This is a genomic window from Castellaniella sp. S9, assembly GCF_027257175.1.
GTDB lineage: Bacteria > Pseudomonadota > Gammaproteobacteria > Burkholderiales > Burkholderiaceae_B > Castellaniella.
The window spans coordinates 110,240-131,124 of record NZ_JAPFGD010000006.1 but is presented as its reverse complement, the minus strand read 5'-3'; the positions used below and the strand labels follow the sequence as shown (position 1 = coordinate 131,124).

Genomic DNA, 20,885 nt, shown 5'->3' with positions numbered 1-20,885 from the left:
GCCCATACCGCCGGAATCAATTTTAATGCGATTCGGACAGGATTTGAGCGAGCGCGCGGCACAGGCGCGCGCATTCTTCGGGCGTGCCCACGGTGATCCGCAGAAACTGCTCGATCCGCGGCGATTTGAAATGCCGCACCAGGATGGCCTGTTCGCGCAGAGCCCGCTGGATGGCCGCCGCATCCCGGGCGGGATGGCGCGCGAACACGAAATTGGCCTCGGACGGCAAAACCTCGAAACCCAGTGCGCGCAGTTCGCCGGCGAGGGTCTGGCGCGCGTCCATCACCGCGCGGCGGCTCTGTTCGAAATAGGCCTCGTCCTCGATGGCCGCCTGCGCCCCCGCGAGCGCAATGCGGTCCATGGGATAGGAGTTGAAGCTGTCCTTGACGCGCGAGAGCGCCTCGACCACCGGGGGATGCGCAAGCGCGTAGCCCACCCGCAGACCGGCGAGTGAACGGGACTTGGACAAGGTATGGATGACGACGAGGTTGTCGTGGCGGTCCATGAGCGCGGCGGCCGAATCGGCGCCGAAATCCACGTAAGCCTCGTCCACCACCACGGCGGAATCGGGGCGCGCGCGCGCGATGGCATCGATCGACGCCAGGGGCAGCGCACAGCCGGTGGGGGCGTTGGGATTGGCGAATATGATGCCCGAGGGCTCGACCGCCATCGGCCCGGCGTAATCCTCGACCCGGATCGCAAATTGCGCGTCCAGGGGAACCAGCCGGTGGGGCACCTGGTAGAGCCGGCAATAAGTCCGGTAAAAGCTGTACGTGATGTCGGGCACCAGCAGCGGACGGCCCGCGCGCAGGAACAGGGCGTTGAACACATGCGCGAGGATCTCGTCGGAACCGTTGCCGAGGAAGACCTGGCCGGCGTCCAGCCCGTGATGCCGCGCGATCGTCTGGCGCAGCGCCAGCGCGCTGTAGTCCGGATACAGGCGCAAGTCGTCGCCCAAGGCGGCCCGCATGGCCTCGAGCGCCCTGGGCGACGGCCCATAGGGGTTTTCATTGGTGTTGAGCTTGAGCAGGTTGGGCATGCGCGCCTGCTCGCCCGGGACGTAGGGCACCAGTCCGGCGACGTGGTCGCTCCAGAGCTTGCTCACCTCATTCATCCTTCAGATAGGGGTTGCGGGAAGACTTGAATTCGATGGACAAAGGCGTGCCGGCGAGCTTGAACGCCTCGCGGAACTGTCCCTCGAGATAACGGCGATACGAATCCGGCACGGCGTCCAGGGCGTTGCCGTGGATGATGATGCGCGGCGGATTCTGGCCGCCCTGGTGGGCATAGCGCATCTTGGGGCGGAAGATGCCCTTGCGCGGCGGCGGCTGCTGCTCGACGGCGGCCTGCAGCGTGCGCGTCAGGCGCGGCGTGGAGAGCTTGGCGAAGGCCGCGGCGTGGGCCGCGTCGACCGCCTGCATCACCGGCCCCAGGCCCTGCCCCTTGAGCGCCGACAGGTGCAGCACCTTGGCGAACGACAGGAAGCGCAGCTTGCGCTCGTATTCGCGCTGGACCCACGCGCGCTGCTCGGCGTCCACGGCGTCCCATTTGTTCAGCCCCACCACCAGCGCCCGGCCCGCCTCCACCGCGAAACCCGCGATATGGGCGTCCTGGTCCGAGATGCCTTCCCGGGCGTCCAGCAGCAGCAGGACCACGTTGGCGGCCTCGATGGCCTGCAGGGTCTTGATGACGGAGAATTTTTCGACGGTCTCGAACACCTTGCCGCGGCGGCGCAGGCCGGCGGTATCGATGAGGGTGTAGCGGCGTCCCTTGCGCTCGAATTCGATCTCGATGGCGTCGCGCGTCGTGCCCGGCAAGTCGTAGGCAATGACGCGTTCCTCGCCGACCAGGGTATTGATCAGGGTGGATTTGCCGACGTTCGGCCGGCCGGCGATGGCTAGCTTGATGCGATGGTCGACCGCCTCGTCCGCCTCATCCGCCTCATCCGCCGCATCGGCCTCCTCATCCGGCGGCGCCGGATGGGCGGCCGCCAAGGGCGCCAGGGCCAGCTCGATCAGGTCGGCCACCCCGTCGCCATGGGCCGCCGAAATCGGCAGGGGTTCGCCCAGGCCGAGTTCGTAGAACTGGGCCATGTCGGCATGATGGCGCATGCCCTCGGCCTTGTTCACCGCGAGCACCACGCGCTGCCCGGTCTTGCGCAGCAAGCGAGCGATCTCGTGGTCGTGCGCATTGGCCCCCTCGCGCGCATCGACGAGAAACACCACGACGTCGGCCTCGGCAATGGCCTGCTCGGTCTGGCGTGCCATCTCGACGAGAATGCCGCGTGTGGCGACAGGCTCGAAACCGCCGGTGTCGACGACGATGAATGGGTGGTCGCCCACCCTGCCCTCGCCATAATGGCGATCGCGGGTCAGGCCCGAAATATTCGCCACCAGCGCCGCGCGCGAACGCGTCAGGCGATTGAACAGCGTGGACTTGCCGACGTTCGTGCGCCCCACCAGGGCCACGACGGGCTTGAGCAGCGTGTCAGTCACGGACGCCCACCAGCATCACGGCACCGCTGCCGGTCTGCACCAGCGCGCCCTGGTCGGTCGTCTGGGGAGGCGAGGTGAGCGCGCCCCCGCCAACCTGCAACCGGGCCATCAGGCGGCCATCGGTGCGCGACAGGAAATGCAGGTAGCCCTCGTAATCGCCCATGGCAATGGCCGGGCCGACCACGGCCGGCGCGCTCAGGCGCCGGTTCAGCAGCGCGGATTGTTTCCAGAGCTCCTCACCGCCCCGGACATCGAGGGCGTACACCACGTCGCGGCCTCCGGGAACGTAGATGCGCTGGCCATCGGTGGCCATGCCGGTGGAGGTGGAAATCTGGCGATCCCAGATCAGCCGTCCGCCCTGGGACACGTCGAAGCACGCCACCCTGCCCTGGTAGCTGGCGCCGCATAGCAGCGGGCCCAGGGGCAGCGGCGCGCCGACCACGTCGCTGATGCGCTCGAGGTCGGAGGCGCCGCGCGACACCGAGACCGAGCCCTCCCAGCGCACCGCGCCGGACGCCGCGTCGATCACCATGAGCCGCCCATTGGGCATGCCGGTGATGAGCACATTCTGCACGATCAGCATCCGCATGCTGGTGCGCAGGGCCAGCGCCGGTCCCGGACGCTGGACCTCCCAGCGCAGCTTGCCCGTGTCGGCATCGAACGCCTGCACGCGATAGTCGGTGCTGCGCACCGCCACGATCCCGCTGCCGACGACCGGCGGAATGTTGACCGCGCTCGCGGCCTGCGCGCGCCAGCGCTCGGCGCCCTGCTCGGCATCCAGGGCGATGACCTCGCCGGTGTCGCTCACGACCGCCACGGTCCGGCCGTCGCTGCCCGCCCCGGCGCTGAGTTTGTCGATGTTGGCCTGCCAGCGGACCGCGCCGGTGGACAGCGCCAGCGCCGCCACACCGCCTGAAGGCGTCGCCGCATACACGGTGTCGCCGATCGCCTGCGGCGCAAATCCATAGCCGCCGCCGCTGCCGATCGAGGCGTTCCAGCGGACCGCCACGGCGAGTTCGGGCGCATACTCGGTCAGGGGCGCAGGATCGTAGCGTGCATCAGTATGCGAAAACAGGCCGCAGCCCGACAGGATCGCCAGACCCAGGCCGAGTGCGGCGATGCGAAACAGACGAGCGGGGGTACGCATGGGGTCAGGCTCCGTTCAGGGCGTCGATCTTCAGTTGCACGATCTGGGTGGCGGGGTCGGCGCCCAGGGCCTGGATCGCGTCGCGCCAGGCCTGGACCGCTTCGGCGGCCTTGCCCTGCGCCGCCAGGATGTCGCCGCGCCGATCGGCATACAAGGCGGCAAAGCCCTCGGGCGCCTCGCCCTGCACCAGCGACAGGGCCTCATCGTATTTCTTTTCCTGCAACAGCACGCCGGCCAGGCGCAAGCGCGCCACCGGCGCCAGCGCGGGCGCGGACGAGTTCTTCGCGAGCCACTGCAACTGCTCGCGGGCGCCCTCCAGGTCGCCGCGCTGCTCGAGCGCCCAGGCCGCCACCAGGACACCGCGCGCGGCATAGCCGGAATCGGGATAGTCCTCGCGCAGCGTGGCGCTGGCGGCCTTGACGCGCGCCACGGCATCCTCGCCTTGCTGGCCGGCGGCAGCCTCGAGCGCCTCGAAATAGCCCATGGCCTGGCTGGCCTGGTGACCCTGGTACCACTGCCAGCCGCGCCACCCCGCAAAGCCGGCGACCACGACGAACACCAGCGCCATGCTGATCGTGCCGTAGCGGTCCCACCAAGCCTTCAGCGCGTCCAGTTTTTCCTGTTCTTCGAGATCGTATGCCATGCCTTTTCAAATCCTCGATTGCAATTCTTCGGCCAGTCGATCGAAGGGGATCGACTCTTGCTGTTCGCCTTCGGGCGCCCCCCGGCGCAGCCACTTGACCGTCGCCCGGCCCGAAGCCAGCTCGTCGCCGCCGACGACGACCGCCACGGCCGCGCCACTGGCGTCGGCGCGGCGAAATTGTGATTTAAACCCAGTCGAACCCGCGTGGACAAGTACCCGCAGTCCGGCGTCGCGCAGGGCCTCGGCCAGGGACGCGGCGCGGCGCTGGCCGTCCTCGCCCTGGTGCGCCACGTAGACCTGGCACTCCGCCGGATGCGCGTACTGGTCCTTTTGCGACCAGAGGTCGAGCAGGCGCTCCATGCCGATGGCGAAGCCCACGGCCGGCGCGGGCTTGCCGCCCAGGAGCTCGATCAGGCCATCATAGCGGCCGCCGCCGCAGACCGTGCCCTGGGCGCCCAGCCGATCGGTCACCCACTCGAACACGGTGAGGTTGTAATAGTCCAGGCCGCGCACCAGGCGCGGATTGAGCGTATAGGTGATGCCCGCGTCCTCGAGGCGCGCGCACAGGCCGCGATAATGGGCCAGGGACTCCTCGCCGAGGAAATCGAACAGGCGCGGCGCACTGTTGGCCATGTCCTGCATCGCGGGATTCTTGGTGTCGAGCACGCGCAGCGGATTCGAGTGCATGCGGCGGCGTGCCTCGTCATCGAGCACGTCGACGTGGCGCTGCAGGTGCTCGATCAGGGCGGCCCGGTGGGCCGCGCGCTCGGCCGCCTGGCCCAGGGAATTGATCTCGAGCCGGATATCGTCCAGGCCCAGCCGCCGCCACAGGCGCGACAGCATCACGATGAGTTCGGCATCCACGTCGGGGCCGGGGAAGCCCAGCGCCTCGACGTCGATCTGGTGGAATTGCCGGTAGCGCCCCCGCTGGGGGCGCTCGTGGCGGAACACCGGCCCCAAGGCATAGACGCGGCGCGGCCGGTCATAGAGGACGTTGTGCTCGATGACGGCGCGCACCATGCCGGCGGTGAACTCGGGACGCAGGGTCAGGCGCTCGTCGTTCAAGGGATCGACGAAAGAATACATTTCCTTTTCGACGATGTCGGTGACCTCGCCGATGCCGCGCGCAAACAAGCGCGTGTGCTCGAGCACCGGCGTGCGCAGGTTCTGGTAGCCGTAGGCGGCCAGCCAGTCCCGCACGATGGCCTCGAGGGCCTCCCACTGGACGCTTTCGGGCGGCAGCGCATCCTTCATGCCCGTCAGGGCACGGACTTTCTTGAAATCGGACATGTCGATCAATCCGGATGGCGCGCCACGACGCCCGGACGGCGCGCGGGCGGCTCGCCCGGCTCCTGTCCGAAACGCCGGGCGACGTAATGTTCCACGATCGCCTTGAATTCCTCGGCGATGGTATCGCCCTTAAGGGTCACCGTGCGCTCGCCGTCGACATAGACCGGTGCGGCGGGCACCTCGCCGGTGCCCGGCAGGCTGATGCCGATATCGGCGTGGCGGCTTTCGCCCGGGCCGTTCACCACGCAGCCCATGACGGCGACGTTCAGCGTTTCGACCCCGGGATAGCGGGTCTTCCAGACCGGCATCTGGTCGCGCAGGAACCCCTGGATGCTGGCCGCGAGTTCCTGGAAGACGGTGCTGCTGGTGCGCCCGCAGCCCGGACACGCCACCACCATGGGGGTGAAGGCGCGCAGGCCCATGGTCTGGAGGATTTCCTGGGCGACGACGACCTCGCGGGCGCGGTCCCCGCCGGGTTCCGGCGTGAGCGAAATGCGGATGGTGTCGCCAATGCCGCGCTGCAACAGCACGGCCAGGGCGGCGGTCGAGGCGACGATGCCCTTGCTGCCCATGCCCGCCTCGGTCAGGCCCAGATGCAGCGGGTAGTCGCAGCGCGCCGACAGGTCGGTATAGACGGCGATCAGGTCCTGCACGTGGCTGACCTTGCAGGACAGGACGATGGCGTCGCCGCGCAGGCCGAGTTCCTCGGCGCGGCGCGCGTTGCTGATGGCCGAAACCACCAGGGCCTCGCGCATCACGGCGTTGGCCGTCAAGGGCTGCGCGCTGGCGGCGTTCTCGTCCATCATCCGCGCCAGCAGCTCGTGGTCGAGGCTGCCCCAATTCACGCCGATCCGGATCGGCTTGTCGTGACGGCAGGCGACCTCGATCATCTGCGCGAAATTGTCGTCGCGCCGCTTGCCGCCGCCCATATTGCCGGGGTTGATGCGGTATTTCGAGAGCGCCTGCGCGCAATCGGGAAACTGGGTGAGGAGCTTGTGGCCGTTGTAGTGGAAGTCGCCCACCAGCGGCACCTGGACGCCCATGCGGTCCAGGGCGTTGCGCAGCGCCGCCACCTGGGCGGCCGCCTCGGGCGTGTTGACCGTCACGCGCACGATCTCGGAACCGGCACGCGCCAGGTCGCGCACCTGCAGCGCGGTGGCCTGCGGATCGGCGGTGTCGGTGTTGGTCATGGACTGCACCACCACGGGCGCCCCGCCGCCGACCTGAACGGCATGGTCGCCCCAGCGCACGACGACCGCGCGGGTGGGCCGGCGCGCAGCCGCGCAGGGCTCGGCGCCCGATACAGTGGAACTCATGGCTTCAAGGCCTTCAACCAATCGAAAATCAGCCATTCATCGGGCACCCAGCCGCGATTGATCGCATAGAGGCCGGCTACGCACAGCAGCACGAGGATCAGCAGCAGCCAGCTCCAGGTGCGATGGGCGGGTTCGCCTTTGGGGGCCATGTCGGCGGCACGCAGGGTCTGCGAGGCGCCCAGCGAGGCGACCGTGGGACTGGGCCGTGTCGGCCCGACCTCGTCATCGAGCAAGCGCAGCATGGCCTCCACGTCGGCATCGAGGAAACGGGCGTAGTTGCGAACCAGCCCCCGCAGCGGCACGCCCCCCGGCAGACGGGCCCATTCGTGGGCCTCGAGGTATCCCAGCTGCACGGCGGAATACTTGATGCGCGCGGAAACCTCCTGAAGGGTGAACCCCCGGGCCTCGCGCATGCGCCTGAGAGCCTCGCCGATTCCCAGCGGCGCGTCCTCGGGCGCCGACTCCCGCATCCGCATATCGAACTCGGGGACTTGGTTCATCCATGCTCCTTTTTTCTGATGACGATGCGCGCCCGATCGGGCAGGCGTTCGTCGATGCGCGTGCGGTCCCGAACCTCGCCAGCCAATTGGCCACAGGCCGCATCGATGTCGTCGCCGCGCGTCTTGCGCACCGTCACCACCAAGCCGGCGTCGACGAGACGCTGGGAGAACAAGCGGATCCTCGCCGCCGGCGAGCGTCGCAGCCCGGATTGCGGAAAGGGGTTGAACGGAATCAGATTGAACTTGCAGCGCACTTGCCGTGCGATCTGAATCAACTGGCGCGCGTGCTCGTCCGTATCGTTGATGCCATCGAGCATAATGTACTCGAATGTAATGAAGTCGCGGGGCGCATGCTCCAGGTATCGGTTGCACGCAGCCAATAACTCAGCCAGCGGGTGCTTGCGATTCAGCGGCACCAGCCGATCGCGCAATTCATCGTTGGGCGCGTGCAGGGACACCGCCAGCGCCACCGGACAGTCGCGCGCGAGGCGGTCGATCATGGGCACCACCCCCGAGGTCGACACCGTCACGCGGCGCCGCGACAGGCCGTAGGCATGGTCATCGAGCATCAGGCGCAAGGCGCCCAGGACCTGGTCGTAATTCAGCAGGGGCTCGCCCATGCCCATCATGACCACGTTGCTGACGGCGCGCCCGGCCTCGCCCGCCGCCCCCTCGAGGCGTGCCGCCGACGGATCATCGCGCAGGGCGCGGTTCGCATGCCAAAGCTGGCCGATGATCTCGGCCGTGGTCAGGTTGCGGCTGAAGCCCTGGTACCCCGTGGAGCAGAACGGGCAGGCCACGGTGCAGCCGGCCTGGCTGGAGATGCACAGGGTGCCGCGGTCGTCCTCGGGAATGAAGACGGTCTCGATGGCATTGCCCTGCCCCATGTCGAACAGCCACTTGCGCGTGCCGTCCGCCGAGCGCTTTTCCAGATTGACCACCGGCCCGCCGACCGTGCAGTTGGCCTCGAGGCGCGTCCGGAAATCGCGCGCCAGGTCGGTCATCGCCTCGAAACGGTCCTCGCCGCGCTGATGGATCCAGCGCGAGAGCTGGCGCGCGCGAAAGGGCTTGCCGCCCCACTGGGCGACCAGGCTGGTCAGGGCGTCGGGATCGAGCCCGAGGACATTGATGGATGGAACGGCGGACATGCGGTGTTCGGCGATGCGGGGGCGCCCAACGAGGGGCGCCCGGCCGCGTCAGCGGCTGTGGATGTTGCTTTCGGGGAAAAAGAAGGCGATCTCGACGGCCGCGGTCTCGGGCGCGTCGGAGCCGTGGACGGCATTGGCGTCGATGCTCTCGGCGAAATCGGCGCGGATGGTGCCCGCGGCGGCCTTCTTGGGATCGGTGGCACCCATCAGGTCGCGGTTCTTGGCAATCGCGTCCTCGCCTTCGAGCACTTGGACGAACACCGGACCCGAGACCATGAAGTCGACCAGATCCTTGTAGAAGGGGCGTTCCTTGTGGACGGCATAGAAACGCTCGGCCTCGTCGCGCGAGAGCTGCTGCAGGCGGGCGGCGGCGACCTTCAGGCCGGCCTGTTCGAAACGGGCGACGATCTGGCCGATCGCGTTCTTGGCGACGGCATCGGGTTTGATGATGGAAAGAGTACGTTCAATAGCCATGAAGAATCCGCAATGAAGGTTGGGACGGCGGGAAATCGGTTTTCCCAATGAAAACAATCACTTTATTCAAGTTTATGTCAACCGCGCATTTTACCATGCCACACCCGTCTCCCCAGCGCATAAAATGAGCCTTTTTGCGTCCATCGCGCCCCGCGCACAACTTCCCACCGACATGACCGCCTCAGCCGAATCGCCCAGCCAGTTGCCCAAGAGTTTCGAACCGCAGGACATCGAGTCCCGCTGGTATGCGCAATGGGAACGCAGCGGCGTATTCGCCGGCGGCCGGCATGCGCCGCCGCCCGACGGCCGCGCGCCGGCCTCTTTCGCCATCCAGTTCCCGCCGCCGAACGTCACGGGGACGCTGCACATGGGGCATGCCTTCAACCAGACCATCATGGACGGCCTGATCCGCTATCACCGCATGCGCGGCGACGACACGGTGTTCATCCCGGGCACCGACCACGCCGGCATCGCGACGCAGATCGTCGTCGAACGCCAGCTGGACGCGGAAAAGATCTCGCGCCACGACCTCGGCCGCGAAAAATTCCTCGAGCGGGTCTGGGCCTGGAAGGAAAAATCCGGCAGCACCATCACCGGCCAGTTCCGCCGCCTGGGCTCGTCGTGCGACTGGTCGCGTGAATACTTCACCATGGACGAGCGCCTGTCGCGCGGCGTGGTCGAAGTCTTCGTGCGCCTCTACGAACAAGGCCTGATCTACCGCGGCAAGCGCCTGGTGAACTGGGACCCGATCCTGGGCACTGCGGTGTCCGACCTCGAGGTCGTCAGCACCGAGGAAGACGGCCACATGTGGGAAATCCGCTATCCCCTGACCCAACCCTCCGGCGGACTGGATCACCTGGTGGTCGCCACCACGCGGCCCGAGACCATGCTGGGCGACGTGGCCGTCATGGTCCACCCCGAGGACGAGCGCTATGCGCACCTGATCGGGCGGACCGTGACCCTGCCCCTGGTGGGACGCGAAATCCCGGTCATCGCCGACGATTACGTGGACCGCGAGTTCGGCACCGGCGTGGTCAAGGTCACCCCGGCCCACGACTTCAATGACTACGCGGTGGGCCAGCGCCACGGCCTGCCGATGATCAGCATCCTGACGCTGGACGCCCGCATCTCGGACGAGGCGCCCGAAACCTACCGGGGCCTGGACCGCTTCGAGGCGCGCAAGCGCGTCGTCGCCGACCTCGAGGCCCAGGGCCTGCTGCAGGCCGTGCGGGCGCACAAACTCATGGTGCCGCGCGGTGACCGCACCCACTCCATCATCGAGCCCATGCTGACCGACCAGTGGTTCGTCGCCATGAGCCGTCCGGCGCCCGAGGGCAGCCTGCATCCGGGCAAGAGCATCACCGAGGTCGCCCTCGAGGTGGTGGCCGACGGCCAGGTGCGCTTCGTGCCCGAGAACTGGACCACCACTTACAACCAGTGGCTCGAGAACATCCAGGACTGGTGCATTTCGCGCCAGCTCTGGTGGGGCCACCAGATCCCCGCCTGGCATGCGCCCGACGGGCGGATCTTCGTCGCGCGCAACGCGGACGAGGCCCAGCGCCAGGCGCGCGAGGCCGGCATCGAGGGCCCGCTCACGCGCGATGCCGACGTGCTCGACACCTGGTTCTCGTCGGCGCTGGTGCCCTTCACCGACCTGGGCTGGCCCGAGCAAACCCCCGACCTGGCACGCTATCTGCCCTCGGCCGTGCTGGTGACCGGCTTCGACATCATTTTCTTCTGGGTCGCCCGCATGATCATGATGAGCATGCACCACACCGGGCAGGTCCCCTTCCGCACCGTCTACGTGCACGGGCTGGTGTGCGACATGGAAGGCAAGAAAATGTCCAAGTCCAAGGGCAACACCATCGATCCCGTCGACCTGATCGACGGCATCGGCGTGGACGCCCTGGTTGAAAAACGCACCGCGGGCCTGATGAATCCCCGCCAGGCCGAGGCCATCCGCAAGCGCACGCGCAAGGACTACCCCGACGGCATCCCCGCCTACGGCGCCGATGCGCTGCGCTTCACCATGGCGGCCTACGCGACGCTCGGCCGCAACATCAATTTCGATCTCAAGCGCTGCGAAGGCTACCGCAATTTCTGCAACAAGCTCTGGAACGCCACGCGCTTCGTGCTGATGAACGTCGAGGGCCACGACCTGGGCCGGGCCCAGGCCGGCGACCTGTCCTTTGCCGACCGCTGGATCATCGACGGCCTGCAGGAGCTGATCGACGAGGTCCACACGGGATTCGAGCAATACCGCTTCGACCAGGTGGCCGACCGCCTGTACCACTTCATCTGGGACGAGTACTGCGACTGGTACGTCGAGCTGGCCAAGGTCCGTCTGCAATCCGGCGACGCGGTGCAGCAGGCGGCCACGCGCCGCACCTTGATCCACGTGCTCGAGACCCTGCTGCGGATGATCCATCCGATCATGCCCTTCATCACCGAGGAACTTTGGCAAAAGGTGTCCGTGGCGGCCGGCCTGCGCGGCGGCCAGGCCGAGGCCAGCATCAGCACCCAGCCCTACCCGACGGCCCGCGGCGACCTGCGCGATGCGGCCGCCGCGGCGCGCATGGCCGAATTCAAGTCACTGACCGACGCCATCCGGGCGCTGCGCGGCGAAATGGGCCTGGCCCCAGGCCAGCGCGTGCCGTTGCTGATCCAGGGTGAGATCACCGACCTCGACGATCTACGCCCCTACCTGATGGCCCTGGCGCGGCTCGACAGCGTCCAGGCGGCGGCGCAACTGCCCGACCTGGGCGCGCCGGTCCAGGTCCTGGGTGCCGTACAGCTCATGCTCCACGTCGAGATCGACGTGGCGGCCGAACAAGCGCGTCTGGACAAGGAAATCGACCGGCTGGACAAGGAAATCGCCAAGGCGCGCGGCAAGCTCGGCAACGCCAGCTTCGTCGAACGCGCGCCCGCCGCGGTGGTCGAGCAGGAAAAGGCCCGTCTCGCCCAATTCGGCGACATGCTGGACAAGGTCCGCGCCCAGCGCGCGCGCCTGGACGCGTAACAGCGGGCGCGCGCAGCAACCCCGGGCACCCCTCGGCGCACGGGGCGCCCGGGCGGCCCGGGGGGCATCGTCATACGCCCTGCGGCATCAGCCCCGCGGCTTCAGCCCCGCAGCATCAGCCCCGCGGCTTCAGCGGGCACGTCCGGATGCCCAGCAGAGCATACATGGGGCAAAAGCGAAACAGGCCGGTGGCCAGCGGGATCACGCCCAGCCAGCCCCACCAGCCCACCGTTCCGGTTGCCGCGAGCGCGATGAGGACGATGCCGACGATGATCCGCAGGATGCGGTCGGCCGTGCCGATATTGAATGTCATGGTGACTCCTTCGTGGGGGGGGAATCGTCGGCGGCCCCGCGCATCGAGGCAAAGGCCGCGCGTTGCCGCGCACCCTCCTCGATCTGGCGCAGGATGCTGCCGCAGACCAGATCGCACAGCGCCTCCACAGACGGATCGGCAATCTGGTAATAGACACTGTTGCCGCGCGCCGCGCGCACGACCAGGCCGTGTTTTTTCAGCACGGACAAGTGGCGCGAGACGTTGGCCGTGGTATAGCCGCATAGCTCGGCGAGCTCGCCGACATTGTGCTCGCCTTGCCGCAGCAGGCTGAGAATGTGCAGTCGCGTCGGCTCGGACAAGGCGCGGAAGTAAGCCGCGACAGGCTCGAGCACTTCGGGCGGAAGTAGACCCATGTCAATAAAGTCGGAAGGATATGAGCGCATAGTGTACGCCAGGCGTTCAACTGAGTGACTTATATATTAATTGACTATTTGCGTAATTAGTTAAATAATAACATGCAATCGCAGGTTTGTCTTCCACGATTTTTCGACCCTCCATGAGAGCAGACGATCACCCCGCACTCCCGCCACCGGCCACGCTCCGATGGCCGATCCCCTGGATGCCCGGCCCCGCCTGGCTGCTGGCCGTCCTGCTGGGGCTCGGCGCCGGGGCCCAGGCCGCCACCCTGGAAACCGCCGCCGTGGAATCCGTCATGGCCGCCGATCGGCTGGAGGTCGACGGCACGGTCGTAGCGGTGCGCGACACCACGATCTCGGCGCAGGTCGCCGGCGAGGTCGCGGACGTCGGGGCGCGGGCCGGCCAGGCCGTGCGCGCCGGCCAGCTCCTGCTGCGCCTGGACGCCGAGGGCGCCCGGCAGGCCCGGGCGGCGGCCGACGCGCAGGTGCGCGAGGCCGAGTCGGCCCTCGCCCTGGCTCGGGCCGACCTCAAGCGTCAACAGGCGCTGCGCGAACAGCAATACATCAGCCAGGCCGCCTACGAGCAGGCCCGCGCCCGCTACCAGGCCGCGCAGGCCCGGGTCGCTGCGCAGCGGGCGCAGGCGCTGGCCGCCGGCGCCCAGGCCGATCACTTCCTGATCCAGGCGCCCTACGATGGCGTCATCGCCTCCTTCGAGGCCCATCAAGGCGACATGGTGATGCCCGGCCGTCCGCTGGCGACGATGTTCGATCCCTCTGCCCTGCGGATCGAGGCCCGGGTCCCCCAATACCTGCTCCATCGGCTGGCCGGCCGGGCCTGGATCCGCTGGCCGTCGGAGCTCGCCCCGACGCTGCCGGACACGCTGGCCATCGAGGTCCTGCCCACCCGCCAGGCGGCCAGCCTGACCGGCACCATACGCCTCGAACTGCCCCGCGGCGCCGCGGGCCCGGTTCCCGGCATGCCCGTGCGCCTGTCCATCGAGATCCCGGACAGCCTGCGCGAGCGCCTGCGGATCCCATCGGGCGCCGTGCTGCGCCGCGGCGAGCTGACCGGCGCCTACGTGCTGGACGGCCAAGGCGCCGCACACCTGCGCCAGATCCGCACCGGACCGGCGGACGGTCCATGGGTCGAGGTGCTCTCGGGTCTGCAGGCGTCCGAACGCGTGCTCGTCGACCCGGCACGCGCCCCGGGCGGGGGTTGAGGCCATGGGGACCAGGCTCGGCATCGCAGGCCGGATCACGGCCCTGTTCCAGGACAACCGCCTGACCCCGCTGCTGGCGGGCGCGCTGCTGCTGATGGGCGTGTTCGCCCTCCTGGCCACACCACGCGAGGAGGAGCCGCAGATCGACGTGACCATGGCCACCGTATCGATCGCCTGGCCTGGCGCGTCGGTGGGCGAGATCGAACGGATCGTCGCGGGCCCGGCCGAGCGGATCCTCGCGCGCATCGACGGCATGGATCACGTCATGACGCTGTCCACGCCGGGCCTGGCGGTGCTGACCGCGCAGTTCCAGGTCGGCGTCCCGCGCACCGACGCCCTCGTGCGGCTGCACGACACCTTGCGCACGCACGGCGACTGGCTGCCCATGGATCTGGGCGTCCTCGCACCCACGATCCGGCCCAAGGGGGTGGACGATGTGCCTATCGTCACACTGACCCTGCACGCCGCACACGCGGACACGCATGCCCTGCAGCGGGTCGCCCGCAGCATCGAAACCGATCTCAAGCGCGTCTCCGGCACGCGCGACGTCTGGCTGATCGGGGGGGCGCCCCATACCGTGCGGGTGGACCTGGACACCGCGCGCATGGCCGCCGCCGACATCTCCCCGGACGAGGTCGTTCAAGCCCTGGGCGCCGCCAACGCCGGCGTGCGCGCGGGCGAATTGCTGTCGGGCAATCGCAGCATCATCGTGGATGCGGGCCGGTTCCTGCGTCGTGGCGAGGATGTCGCGAGCCTCATCGTGGGACTGCGCGACGGTCGCCCGGTCTATTTGCGCGAACTGGCCCGGATCCGCGAGGGTGCGCCGCCGCCCGAGGACTACGTGACGCATCGCAGCGTGGCGGACGGCGGCGATACGGCCCGCCCCGCCGTGACCCTGGCCATCACCAAGAAACCCGGCGAGAACGCCATCGAGGTGGCCGACGCGGTGATGCAAAGGGTGTCCGAGCTGCGCGGACAGGTGATCCCGGACGGGATCGAGGTCGCGGAGACCCGCAACTACGGCGCCACCGCCGACGACAAGGCCCGCACCCTGATCCAGAAGCTGGTCTTCGCCACCCTGTCCGTGGTGCTGCTGGTCATGGTGGCGCTGGGCCGGCGCGAGGCCCTGATCGTGGGCCTCGCGGTCGGGCTGACCCTGGCGGCCACCCTGTTCGCCTCCTGGGCCTGGGGGTTCACATTGAATCGGGTGTCGCTGTTCGCCCTGATCTTCTCGATCGGCATCCTGGTCGACGATGCCATCGTAGTGGTCGAGAACATCCACCGGCACGGTATCCTCCACCCCGAGGCGCCCCTGCTCGAGCGCATCCCGGCGGCGGTGGACGAGGTCGGCGGGCCGACCATCCTCGCCACCTTCACGGTGATCGCAGCCCTGCTGCCCATGGCATTCGTCAGCGGGCTGATGGGCCCCTACATGAGCCCCATCCCCATCAACGCCAGCATGGGCATGCTCATTTCGCTGCTCATCGCGCTGACGCTGACCCCGTGGCTGGCGATCCATGTCGGACGCCATGGCCCGGCCGTGCCCGGACGCGCCGCGCCGGGCCGCGGCCGGGCCTGGTTCGGACGGATCTTCGCACCCTTCCTGGACGGGCCACGCGCGGGCCTGCACCGCCGCCTGATGGGGCTGGCGGTGCTGGGCCTGATCGCCGCCTCGGCCCTGCTGCCGGTGGTGGGCTGGGTGGAGCTCAAGATGCTGCCCTTCGACGACAAGTCGGAATTCCAGGTGGTGGTCGACATGCCGGCCGGCACGCCCCTCGAGCGGACCGAGGCCGTGCTGCAGGAACTCGCGGACCACCTGCTGGCCCTCCCCGAGGTGAACAACGTCCAGACCTATGCCGGCACGGCCTCGCCGATCAATTTCAACGGCCTGGTGCGCCAGTACGACCTGCGCCGGGATCCGGCCCTGGGCGATCTGCAGGTCAATCTGGCGGACAAGGGCGAGCGCAGCGCGCAAAGCCATGACATCGCCATGCGCGCGCGCCCCGCCCTCGCCGCCATCGCCGCGCGCCACGGCGCGGTCCTCCAGGTGGTCGAGGTCCCGCCCGGCCCGCCGGTGCTGGCCCCGATCGTCGCCCAGGTCTACGGCCCCGAGGCCGAGGGCCGCCTGGCCCTGGCACGCGCCGTGCGCGGCGTCTTCGAGCGCACCGAGGGCATGGTGGACGTCCACGACAGCACCATCGCCACGGCCCCGCGCCTGAGGCTCGAGATCGATCGCGAGCGCGCGGCGCGCGCCGGCGTGCCACAGGCGACCATCGTCGAGGCGCTGCGCACCGGCCTGGGCGGCGCCGTGGCCGGCTATCTGCGCGATGGCGCGACACGGCCGACGCCCATCGTCCTGCGGCTGCCGCCGCAGCGCCACGGCGACCTGGGCGCGCTGCTGCAGTTGCGCGTGCGCGGCGCGGGCGGCGAGGCGGTGCCCATCGGGGAGCTGCTGCGCGCGGTCCGCGACACGCGCGAACAGCCCGCGCACCGCAAGGATCTGCTGCCCGTCCAGTACGTGACCGCCGACATGGCCGGTGCGGTGGACAGCCCGCTGTACGGCATGTTCGCCGCGCGCCAGGCGATCCTGGCGCTGCCCACGCCCGATGGCAAGCCCTTGCGGGAACACTTCATCGCCGCCCCCGGGAATCCCTACGCCGGCTATGCCATCAAATGGGACGGCGAGTGGCAGATCACCTATGAGACCTTCCGCGACATGGGCCTGGCCTATGCGGTGGGCCTGCTGCTGATCTACCTGCTGGTGGTGGCCCATTTCGGCTCCTACCTGATCCCGCTGATCATCATGGCGCCCATCCCCCTGACCCTCATCGGCGTGATGCCGGGCCACGCGCTGCTGGGCAAGCAGTTCACCGCCACCAGCATGATCGGGATGATCGCGCTGGCCGGCATCATCGTGCGCAACTCCATCCTGCTGGTCGACTTCATCGCCCTGCGCCTGCGCGCAGGCGCAGCCTTCGGCACGGCCGTGACCGAGTCGGCCGCCGCGCGCGCGCGGCCCATCGTACTGACGGGGCTGGCGGCCATGCTGGGCGCCTTCTTCATCCTCGACGATCCAATCTTCAACGGACTGGCGATCGCCCTGATCTTCGGCATCCTGGTCTCCACCGCACTCACCCTGGTGCTCATCCCGCTGATGGTCTACAGCGCCTACCGCAAACATCCGCAAGCCCTTTTTCATCAAGGAGACTGACATGACTTCCTGGCAACTCGTACGCCTGTTCGCGGGGTTCTTCATCCTGCTCTCGCTGCTCCTGGGCGCCCCCGCCAGCCCCTGGTTCACCAGCCAGTGGTGGCTCGCGTTCACGGTCTTCGTCGGCCTGAACATCCTCCAGAGCGGCGTGACCCGGTGGTGCCTGCTCGAACGCATCATGCGCCGCCTCGGGGCGCGCCAGGCCGACTGAGCCGGCGAGGCGATGGTGAAACCCTCCGATTCCACCGCCGGGCGCCCGCGCGAACCGCGGACGCATCCGGGCCGCCGGCTCGGCCTCGTCCTGGGCCTGGCCGGCGCCCTCGCGCTGGGCGCGTCCGCGCACGCCACGGACCTGCTGCAGGCCTGGCGGGCGGCGCAGGAACACGATCCGGAACTGGCCGCCGCGCAGCAGGCGCTGGCGGCGGGCGAGACCCGGATCGAACAGGGCAAGAGCCTCTGGCGGCCGACCATCGAGGCGCGCGCCTCGGCCGGATACGGCACCCAGGAAAGCCGCACGCGGGGCGCCGAATTCGCCGCGCCGGGCTTCGGCGGCGCGACCGGGGCCGAGTTCAACACCTCGGTGCGCGGCGGCACCCGGACCGAGTACGGCATCCACCTGCGCCAGCCGCTGATCGATCCCGCGCGCCAGGCTGCGCAACGGCAGCTGGAGCACTCGGCAGCACAGGCGCGGGCCGCGTGGGAGGCGGCCACGCAGCAGGCCATGCTGCGCACGGCCCAGCGCTATTTCGAGGTGCTGCTGGCGCGCGACGGCTTGCGCGTCCTCGAGCAGCAGCATCGAACCGTCAGCGGCATGCTGGCGCGTGCGCAGGCGCGCTTCCGGCTCGGCGACAGCTCGATCCTCGACGTGCACGAGGCCCGCGCCCGGCTCGACCAGCTCGAGTCTCGGCGCCTGCTCGCGCGGGTCCGGCTCGAGATCGCGCAGGCGGCGTTCCGGGACATCACCGGCCTGCCGGGGCTGGACCTCGCCCCCCTGCCGGCGGAGGCTGCGCGGCTGACCGCGGCGCCTGCCGAACCCCTGCACGACTGGCTGGCGCAGGCGGAGAACGCCAGTCCCGACATCCGCCAGAGCCAGGAGGCCGCCGCCATGGCGAGCGAGGAGGCCGACAAGCATCGCGCCATCGCGGCGCCCACGCTCGAACTCATCGGCGGCATCGGCCGCAGCCACCTCAGCGGCACGGGCGAATTCGGCCCCGCCGCCAACACCGCGAGCCAATGGTCGGCCGGGGTGCAGCTGCGCATCCCCCTGTACACCGGAGGCATGCGCAGCGCCCGCTACCAGGAGGCCCTGGCGCTGCGCGACCAAGCCCGTTTCCAGTCGCGGGCCGCCGGCCAGCGCATCGCGCAGGCCGTGCGCGCGGCCTGGCTCGGCCTGGACACTGCTCAGGCCCGCATCCGGGCGCTGCGGCAGGCCTTCGAGGCCAATGCGGCGCGCCGCGACGCGACCCGCCTGGGCCTCGAGGTCGGCGAGCGCGGCACCCTGGACTGGCTGGACGCCGAGGACGCGGTGGCACAGGCGGACCTGGCCCGCCGCGAGGCGCTCGCCGGAGTCGCCATGGACCGCCTGCGCCTGTCCGCACTGGCCGGGCGGCTGGACGACGACGCACTGAAATTCGTCAATTGCGCCCTCGCAGGCGCGCAATGCCCCTGACCCGCCGCGGGGCGGGCCGATCACCCACGAGGAGACTCGCGATGCCGACAGACCATCCACTATCATGGCCCCCGACGCTCGAAGGCAGGCGGGCGTTCCTCGCCCGATGCGCCGCCGGCGCCGGAATCGCGCTGCTGCCCGCGGCGCGCCCGCGAGCGGCCGAGAAGGTGCGCAGCCCGGTCCGCATCGTCATCCTCGGCGCGGGCGCCGCGGGGCTGACCTGCGCCTCGCTGCTGACCGCGCGCCTGGAGGGCGCGCGGATCACCCTGGTCGACGCCCGCAAGGCGCATTACTACCAGCCGGGCTACACCCTCGTGGCGGGCGGCATCAAGCCCGCCCGCTACCCGGTCTCGACCACGGCCGAGCACATCGCCCCCGGCGTCCAGTGGGTGACCGAGGAGGCGGCCGAGATCGACCCCGACGGGCGGCGCGTCCTCACACGCGGCGGCCAGGCGCTTGCCTATGATTTCCTCATCGTCGCCTGCGGCCTGCGGCTGGACTATGCCGCGATCGAAGGCATGGACGAGTCCCTGATCGGCAGCAACGGCCTGGGCAGCCTCTACCTCGGCCCCGAGGCCGCCCAGGCCACCTGGCGCGCGATGTCCGAATTCGCCGACCGCGGCGGGGTCGGCGTGTTCCTGCGCCCGGGGACCGAAATGAAATGCGCGGGCGCCCCCCTGAAATACGCGTTCATCACCGAGGACCACCTGGCGCGCAGAGGCAAGCGCAAGAAAGCCGAGCTCATCTACAACGCCCACAACAAGGCTCTGTTCAGCGTTCCCATCGTGTCCGAGAAGGTGCGCATGCTGTTCCAGGAGCGCGGCATCCGCGTCCATTACGACCGCATCCTGAAATCCGTGGACCCCGGCAGGCGCATCGCCACCTTCGCCTCGCCCGAAGGCCCCGTCGAACTGGGCTACGATTTCATCCACGTGATCCCCCCGATGCGCGCTCCGGACGTGATCCGCCACAGCCCCCTCGCCTGGCGCGCGGGCCCCTTCGCCGCGGACGGCTGGATGGAGGTCGACCAACAGACCCTGCGCCACGCGCGCTATCCAGAGATATTCGGCGTGGGGGACGTGGCCGGCGTCCCCAAGGGCAAGACCGCCGCCAGCGTCAAATGGCAGGCCCCTGTCGCGGTCGACCACCTGGTCGCCGCCCTGCGGGGCAAGGACGGTGATTTGATATACAACGGATATACATTCTGTCCCTTGATCACCCGCCTGGGGCGCGCCATGCTCGTCGAGTTCGACTACCAGAACAACCTGACGCCGTCCTTTCCCGGCGTGGTGGCTCCCCTCGAGGAGCTCTGGGTGACCTGGGTGATGAAGACCATGGCCCTGAAGCCCACCTACATCAGCATGCTGCACGGCCACACTTGAGAGGACACGACATGGATACCATCGATCCCCTGACCCTCATCGCCATATTCCAGGAGATGCTGGGCGTATTCCTGTGGCCCCTGCTGGCCTTCGGCGTGCTGGCCCCGCTGCTGTTCATCGCGGCGGCCTGGCGCGACCGCGGCCTGCGCGCCAGGCGCCTGGTCTGGTCCGAGGCCCTCGGGCTGGCCGGAGGCGCGCTGGCCCTCGGGCTGATGGCGCTGGTGTCGTCCTCGGGCTTCACCGACGCGGGCGGCCCCATCGACTGGCTGCTCATCGTGGCGATCTTCGTGCTCGGCATGCTGTGGACGGCCTTTGCCGCCTACGGGATCGCGGCGATCGTCAGCCGCTGCAGGCAGCGTCCATTGGATCAGAAAACCGGCTTACAGGCCTGATAAAAGGAATTCAGCAGCGAATCGTAAAGCCGCTCACACGCCGCCTATCGGCAGTGACAATAGATACAAAGTAAAGCTAGCTATTCGCCCCTGCATGCCCCAGACTGAATAAATCGAGGCAACAGTCATTCAGGGCCGATCTCCAGCCACCCAACAGATCGCGCCGCCTCCGTCAAAATCGCACATCCTGAACGTGCGGCCCCTTGCACACCGATTTCGTTGAGATCGGAACGTTTCGCGATGGGCAATCCTGGCCCAGATATACACAACAAACCGGCCAGTCTACTTG

Annotated in this window: 18 protein-coding genes; 7 read left to right on the top strand and 11 right to left on the bottom strand. The window is 68.9% G+C overall.

Annotated features, from left to right (window positions below):
- Positions 1-22 precede the first annotated feature (22 nt).
- The 9 genes from hisC to ndk are packed head-to-tail and all read right to left on the bottom strand — an operon-like array spanning position 23 to position 9,013.
- Positions 23-1,105, bottom strand: coding sequence for a histidinol-phosphate transaminase (hisC, locus tag OOZ48_RS11505; RefSeq protein WP_269498431.1), 1,083 nt, complete (start codon positions 1,103-1,105; stop codon positions 23-25).
- A gap of 1 nt (position 1,106) precedes the next feature.
- Positions 1,107-2,495, bottom strand: a complete 1,389-nt coding sequence (gene der / locus OOZ48_RS11500; RefSeq protein WP_269498430.1) for a ribosome biogenesis GTPase Der — start codon at positions 2,493-2,495, stop codon at positions 1,107-1,109.
- The gene (bamB, locus tag OOZ48_RS11495; RefSeq protein WP_269498428.1) at positions 2,488-3,642 is read right to left on the bottom strand and encodes an outer membrane protein assembly factor BamB; all 1,155 of its coding nucleotides are present in this window, start codon (positions 3,640-3,642) and stop codon (positions 2,488-2,490) included. Before bamB ends, der begins: the two co-directional genes overlap by 8 nt.
- A gap of 4 nt (positions 3,643-3,646) precedes the next feature.
- Positions 3,647-4,285, bottom strand: a complete 639-nt coding sequence (locus OOZ48_RS11490) for a YfgM family protein (RefSeq protein ID WP_269498426.1) — start codon at positions 4,283-4,285, stop codon at positions 3,647-3,649.
- 6 nt (positions 4,286-4,291) lie between these two features.
- Positions 4,292-5,575, bottom strand: a complete 1,284-nt coding sequence (hisS, locus tag OOZ48_RS11485; protein WP_269498425.1) for a histidine--tRNA ligase — start codon at positions 5,573-5,575, stop codon at positions 4,292-4,294.
- Between the two features lie 5 nt (positions 5,576-5,580).
- On the bottom strand, positions 5,581-6,891 hold the full coding sequence (gene ispG / locus OOZ48_RS11480; protein WP_269498423.1) for a flavodoxin-dependent (E)-4-hydroxy-3-methylbut-2-enyl-diphosphate synthase: 1,311 nt from the start codon (positions 6,889-6,891) through the stop codon (positions 5,581-5,583).
- A complete protein-coding gene (locus OOZ48_RS11475; protein ID WP_269498422.1) occupies positions 6,888-7,391 on the bottom strand; it encodes a helix-turn-helix domain-containing protein in 504 nt (167 codons plus the stop codon). The genes ispG and OOZ48_RS11475 overlap by 4 nt, the downstream gene beginning before the upstream one ends.
- On the bottom strand, positions 7,388-8,539 hold the full coding sequence (gene rlmN / locus OOZ48_RS11470; RefSeq protein WP_269498420.1) for a 23S rRNA (adenine(2503)-C(2))-methyltransferase RlmN: 1,152 nt from the start codon (positions 8,537-8,539) through the stop codon (positions 7,388-7,390). Before rlmN ends, OOZ48_RS11475 begins: the two co-directional genes overlap by 4 nt.
- 48 nt (positions 8,540-8,587) lie before the next feature.
- Positions 8,588-9,013 (bottom strand): nucleoside-diphosphate kinase, encoded by a 426-nt coding sequence (ndk, locus tag OOZ48_RS11465; RefSeq protein WP_269498418.1) that lies wholly within the window; start codon positions 9,011-9,013, stop codon positions 8,588-8,590.
- Positions 9,014-9,185: 172 nt separating this feature from the next.
- Here ndk and OOZ48_RS11460 point away from each other — a divergent pair, with 172 nt between their 5' ends.
- A complete protein-coding gene (locus OOZ48_RS11460) occupies positions 9,186-12,032 on the top strand; it encodes a valine--tRNA ligase (RefSeq protein ID WP_269498416.1) in 2,847 nt (948 codons plus the stop codon).
- Between the two features lie 115 nt (positions 12,033-12,147).
- Here the strand turns inward: OOZ48_RS11460 and OOZ48_RS11455 are convergent, their stop codons facing one another.
- Both OOZ48_RS11455 and OOZ48_RS11450 read right to left on the bottom strand, forming a co-directional pair.
- Positions 12,148-12,345, bottom strand: coding sequence for a YgaP family membrane protein (locus OOZ48_RS11455; RefSeq protein WP_269498412.1), 198 nt, complete (start codon positions 12,343-12,345; stop codon positions 12,148-12,150).
- A complete protein-coding gene (locus OOZ48_RS11450) occupies positions 12,342-12,719 on the bottom strand; it encodes an ArsR/SmtB family transcription factor (RefSeq protein ID WP_269498410.1) in 378 nt (125 codons plus the stop codon). Before OOZ48_RS11450 ends, OOZ48_RS11455 begins: the two co-directional genes overlap by 4 nt.
- Positions 12,720-12,925: 206 nt before the next feature.
- Here OOZ48_RS11450 and OOZ48_RS11445 point away from each other — a divergent pair, with 206 nt between their 5' ends.
- Genes OOZ48_RS11445 through OOZ48_RS11420 form a run of 6 tightly spaced genes read left to right on the top strand, consistent with a single transcriptional unit; the run spans position 12,926 to position 20,596 of the window.
- Positions 12,926-13,942 (top strand): efflux RND transporter periplasmic adaptor subunit, encoded by a 1,017-nt coding sequence (locus OOZ48_RS11445; RefSeq protein ID WP_269498408.1) that lies wholly within the window; start codon positions 12,926-12,928, stop codon positions 13,940-13,942.
- A gap of 4 nt (positions 13,943-13,946) precedes the next feature.
- Positions 13,947-17,153 carry an efflux RND transporter permease subunit gene (locus tag OOZ48_RS11440; RefSeq protein WP_269498407.1) on the top strand — a complete coding sequence of 1,069 codons (3,207 nt, stop codon included), beginning with the start codon at positions 13,947-13,949 and terminating at the stop codon, positions 17,151-17,153.
- A 1-nt stretch (position 17,154) separates the two neighbouring features.
- A complete protein-coding gene (locus OOZ48_RS11435; protein WP_269498404.1) occupies positions 17,155-17,364 on the top strand; it encodes a YgaP family membrane protein in 210 nt (69 codons plus the stop codon).
- A gap of 12 nt (positions 17,365-17,376) precedes the next feature.
- On the top strand, positions 17,377-18,822 hold the full coding sequence (locus tag OOZ48_RS11430; RefSeq protein WP_269498402.1) for a TolC family outer membrane protein: 1,446 nt from the start codon (positions 17,377-17,379) through the stop codon (positions 18,820-18,822).
- A gap of 41 nt (positions 18,823-18,863) precedes the next feature.
- Complete coding sequence (locus OOZ48_RS11425; RefSeq protein ID WP_269498401.1) at positions 18,864-20,204, top strand: NAD(P)/FAD-dependent oxidoreductase; 1,341 nt, start codon at positions 18,864-18,866, stop codon at positions 20,202-20,204.
- Between the two features lie 11 nt (positions 20,205-20,215).
- Positions 20,216-20,596 carry a DUF5368 family protein gene (locus OOZ48_RS11420; protein ID WP_269498398.1) on the top strand — a complete coding sequence of 127 codons (381 nt, stop codon included), beginning with the start codon at positions 20,216-20,218 and terminating at the stop codon, positions 20,594-20,596.
- The last annotated feature ends 289 nt before the right edge of the window (positions 20,597-20,885 follow it).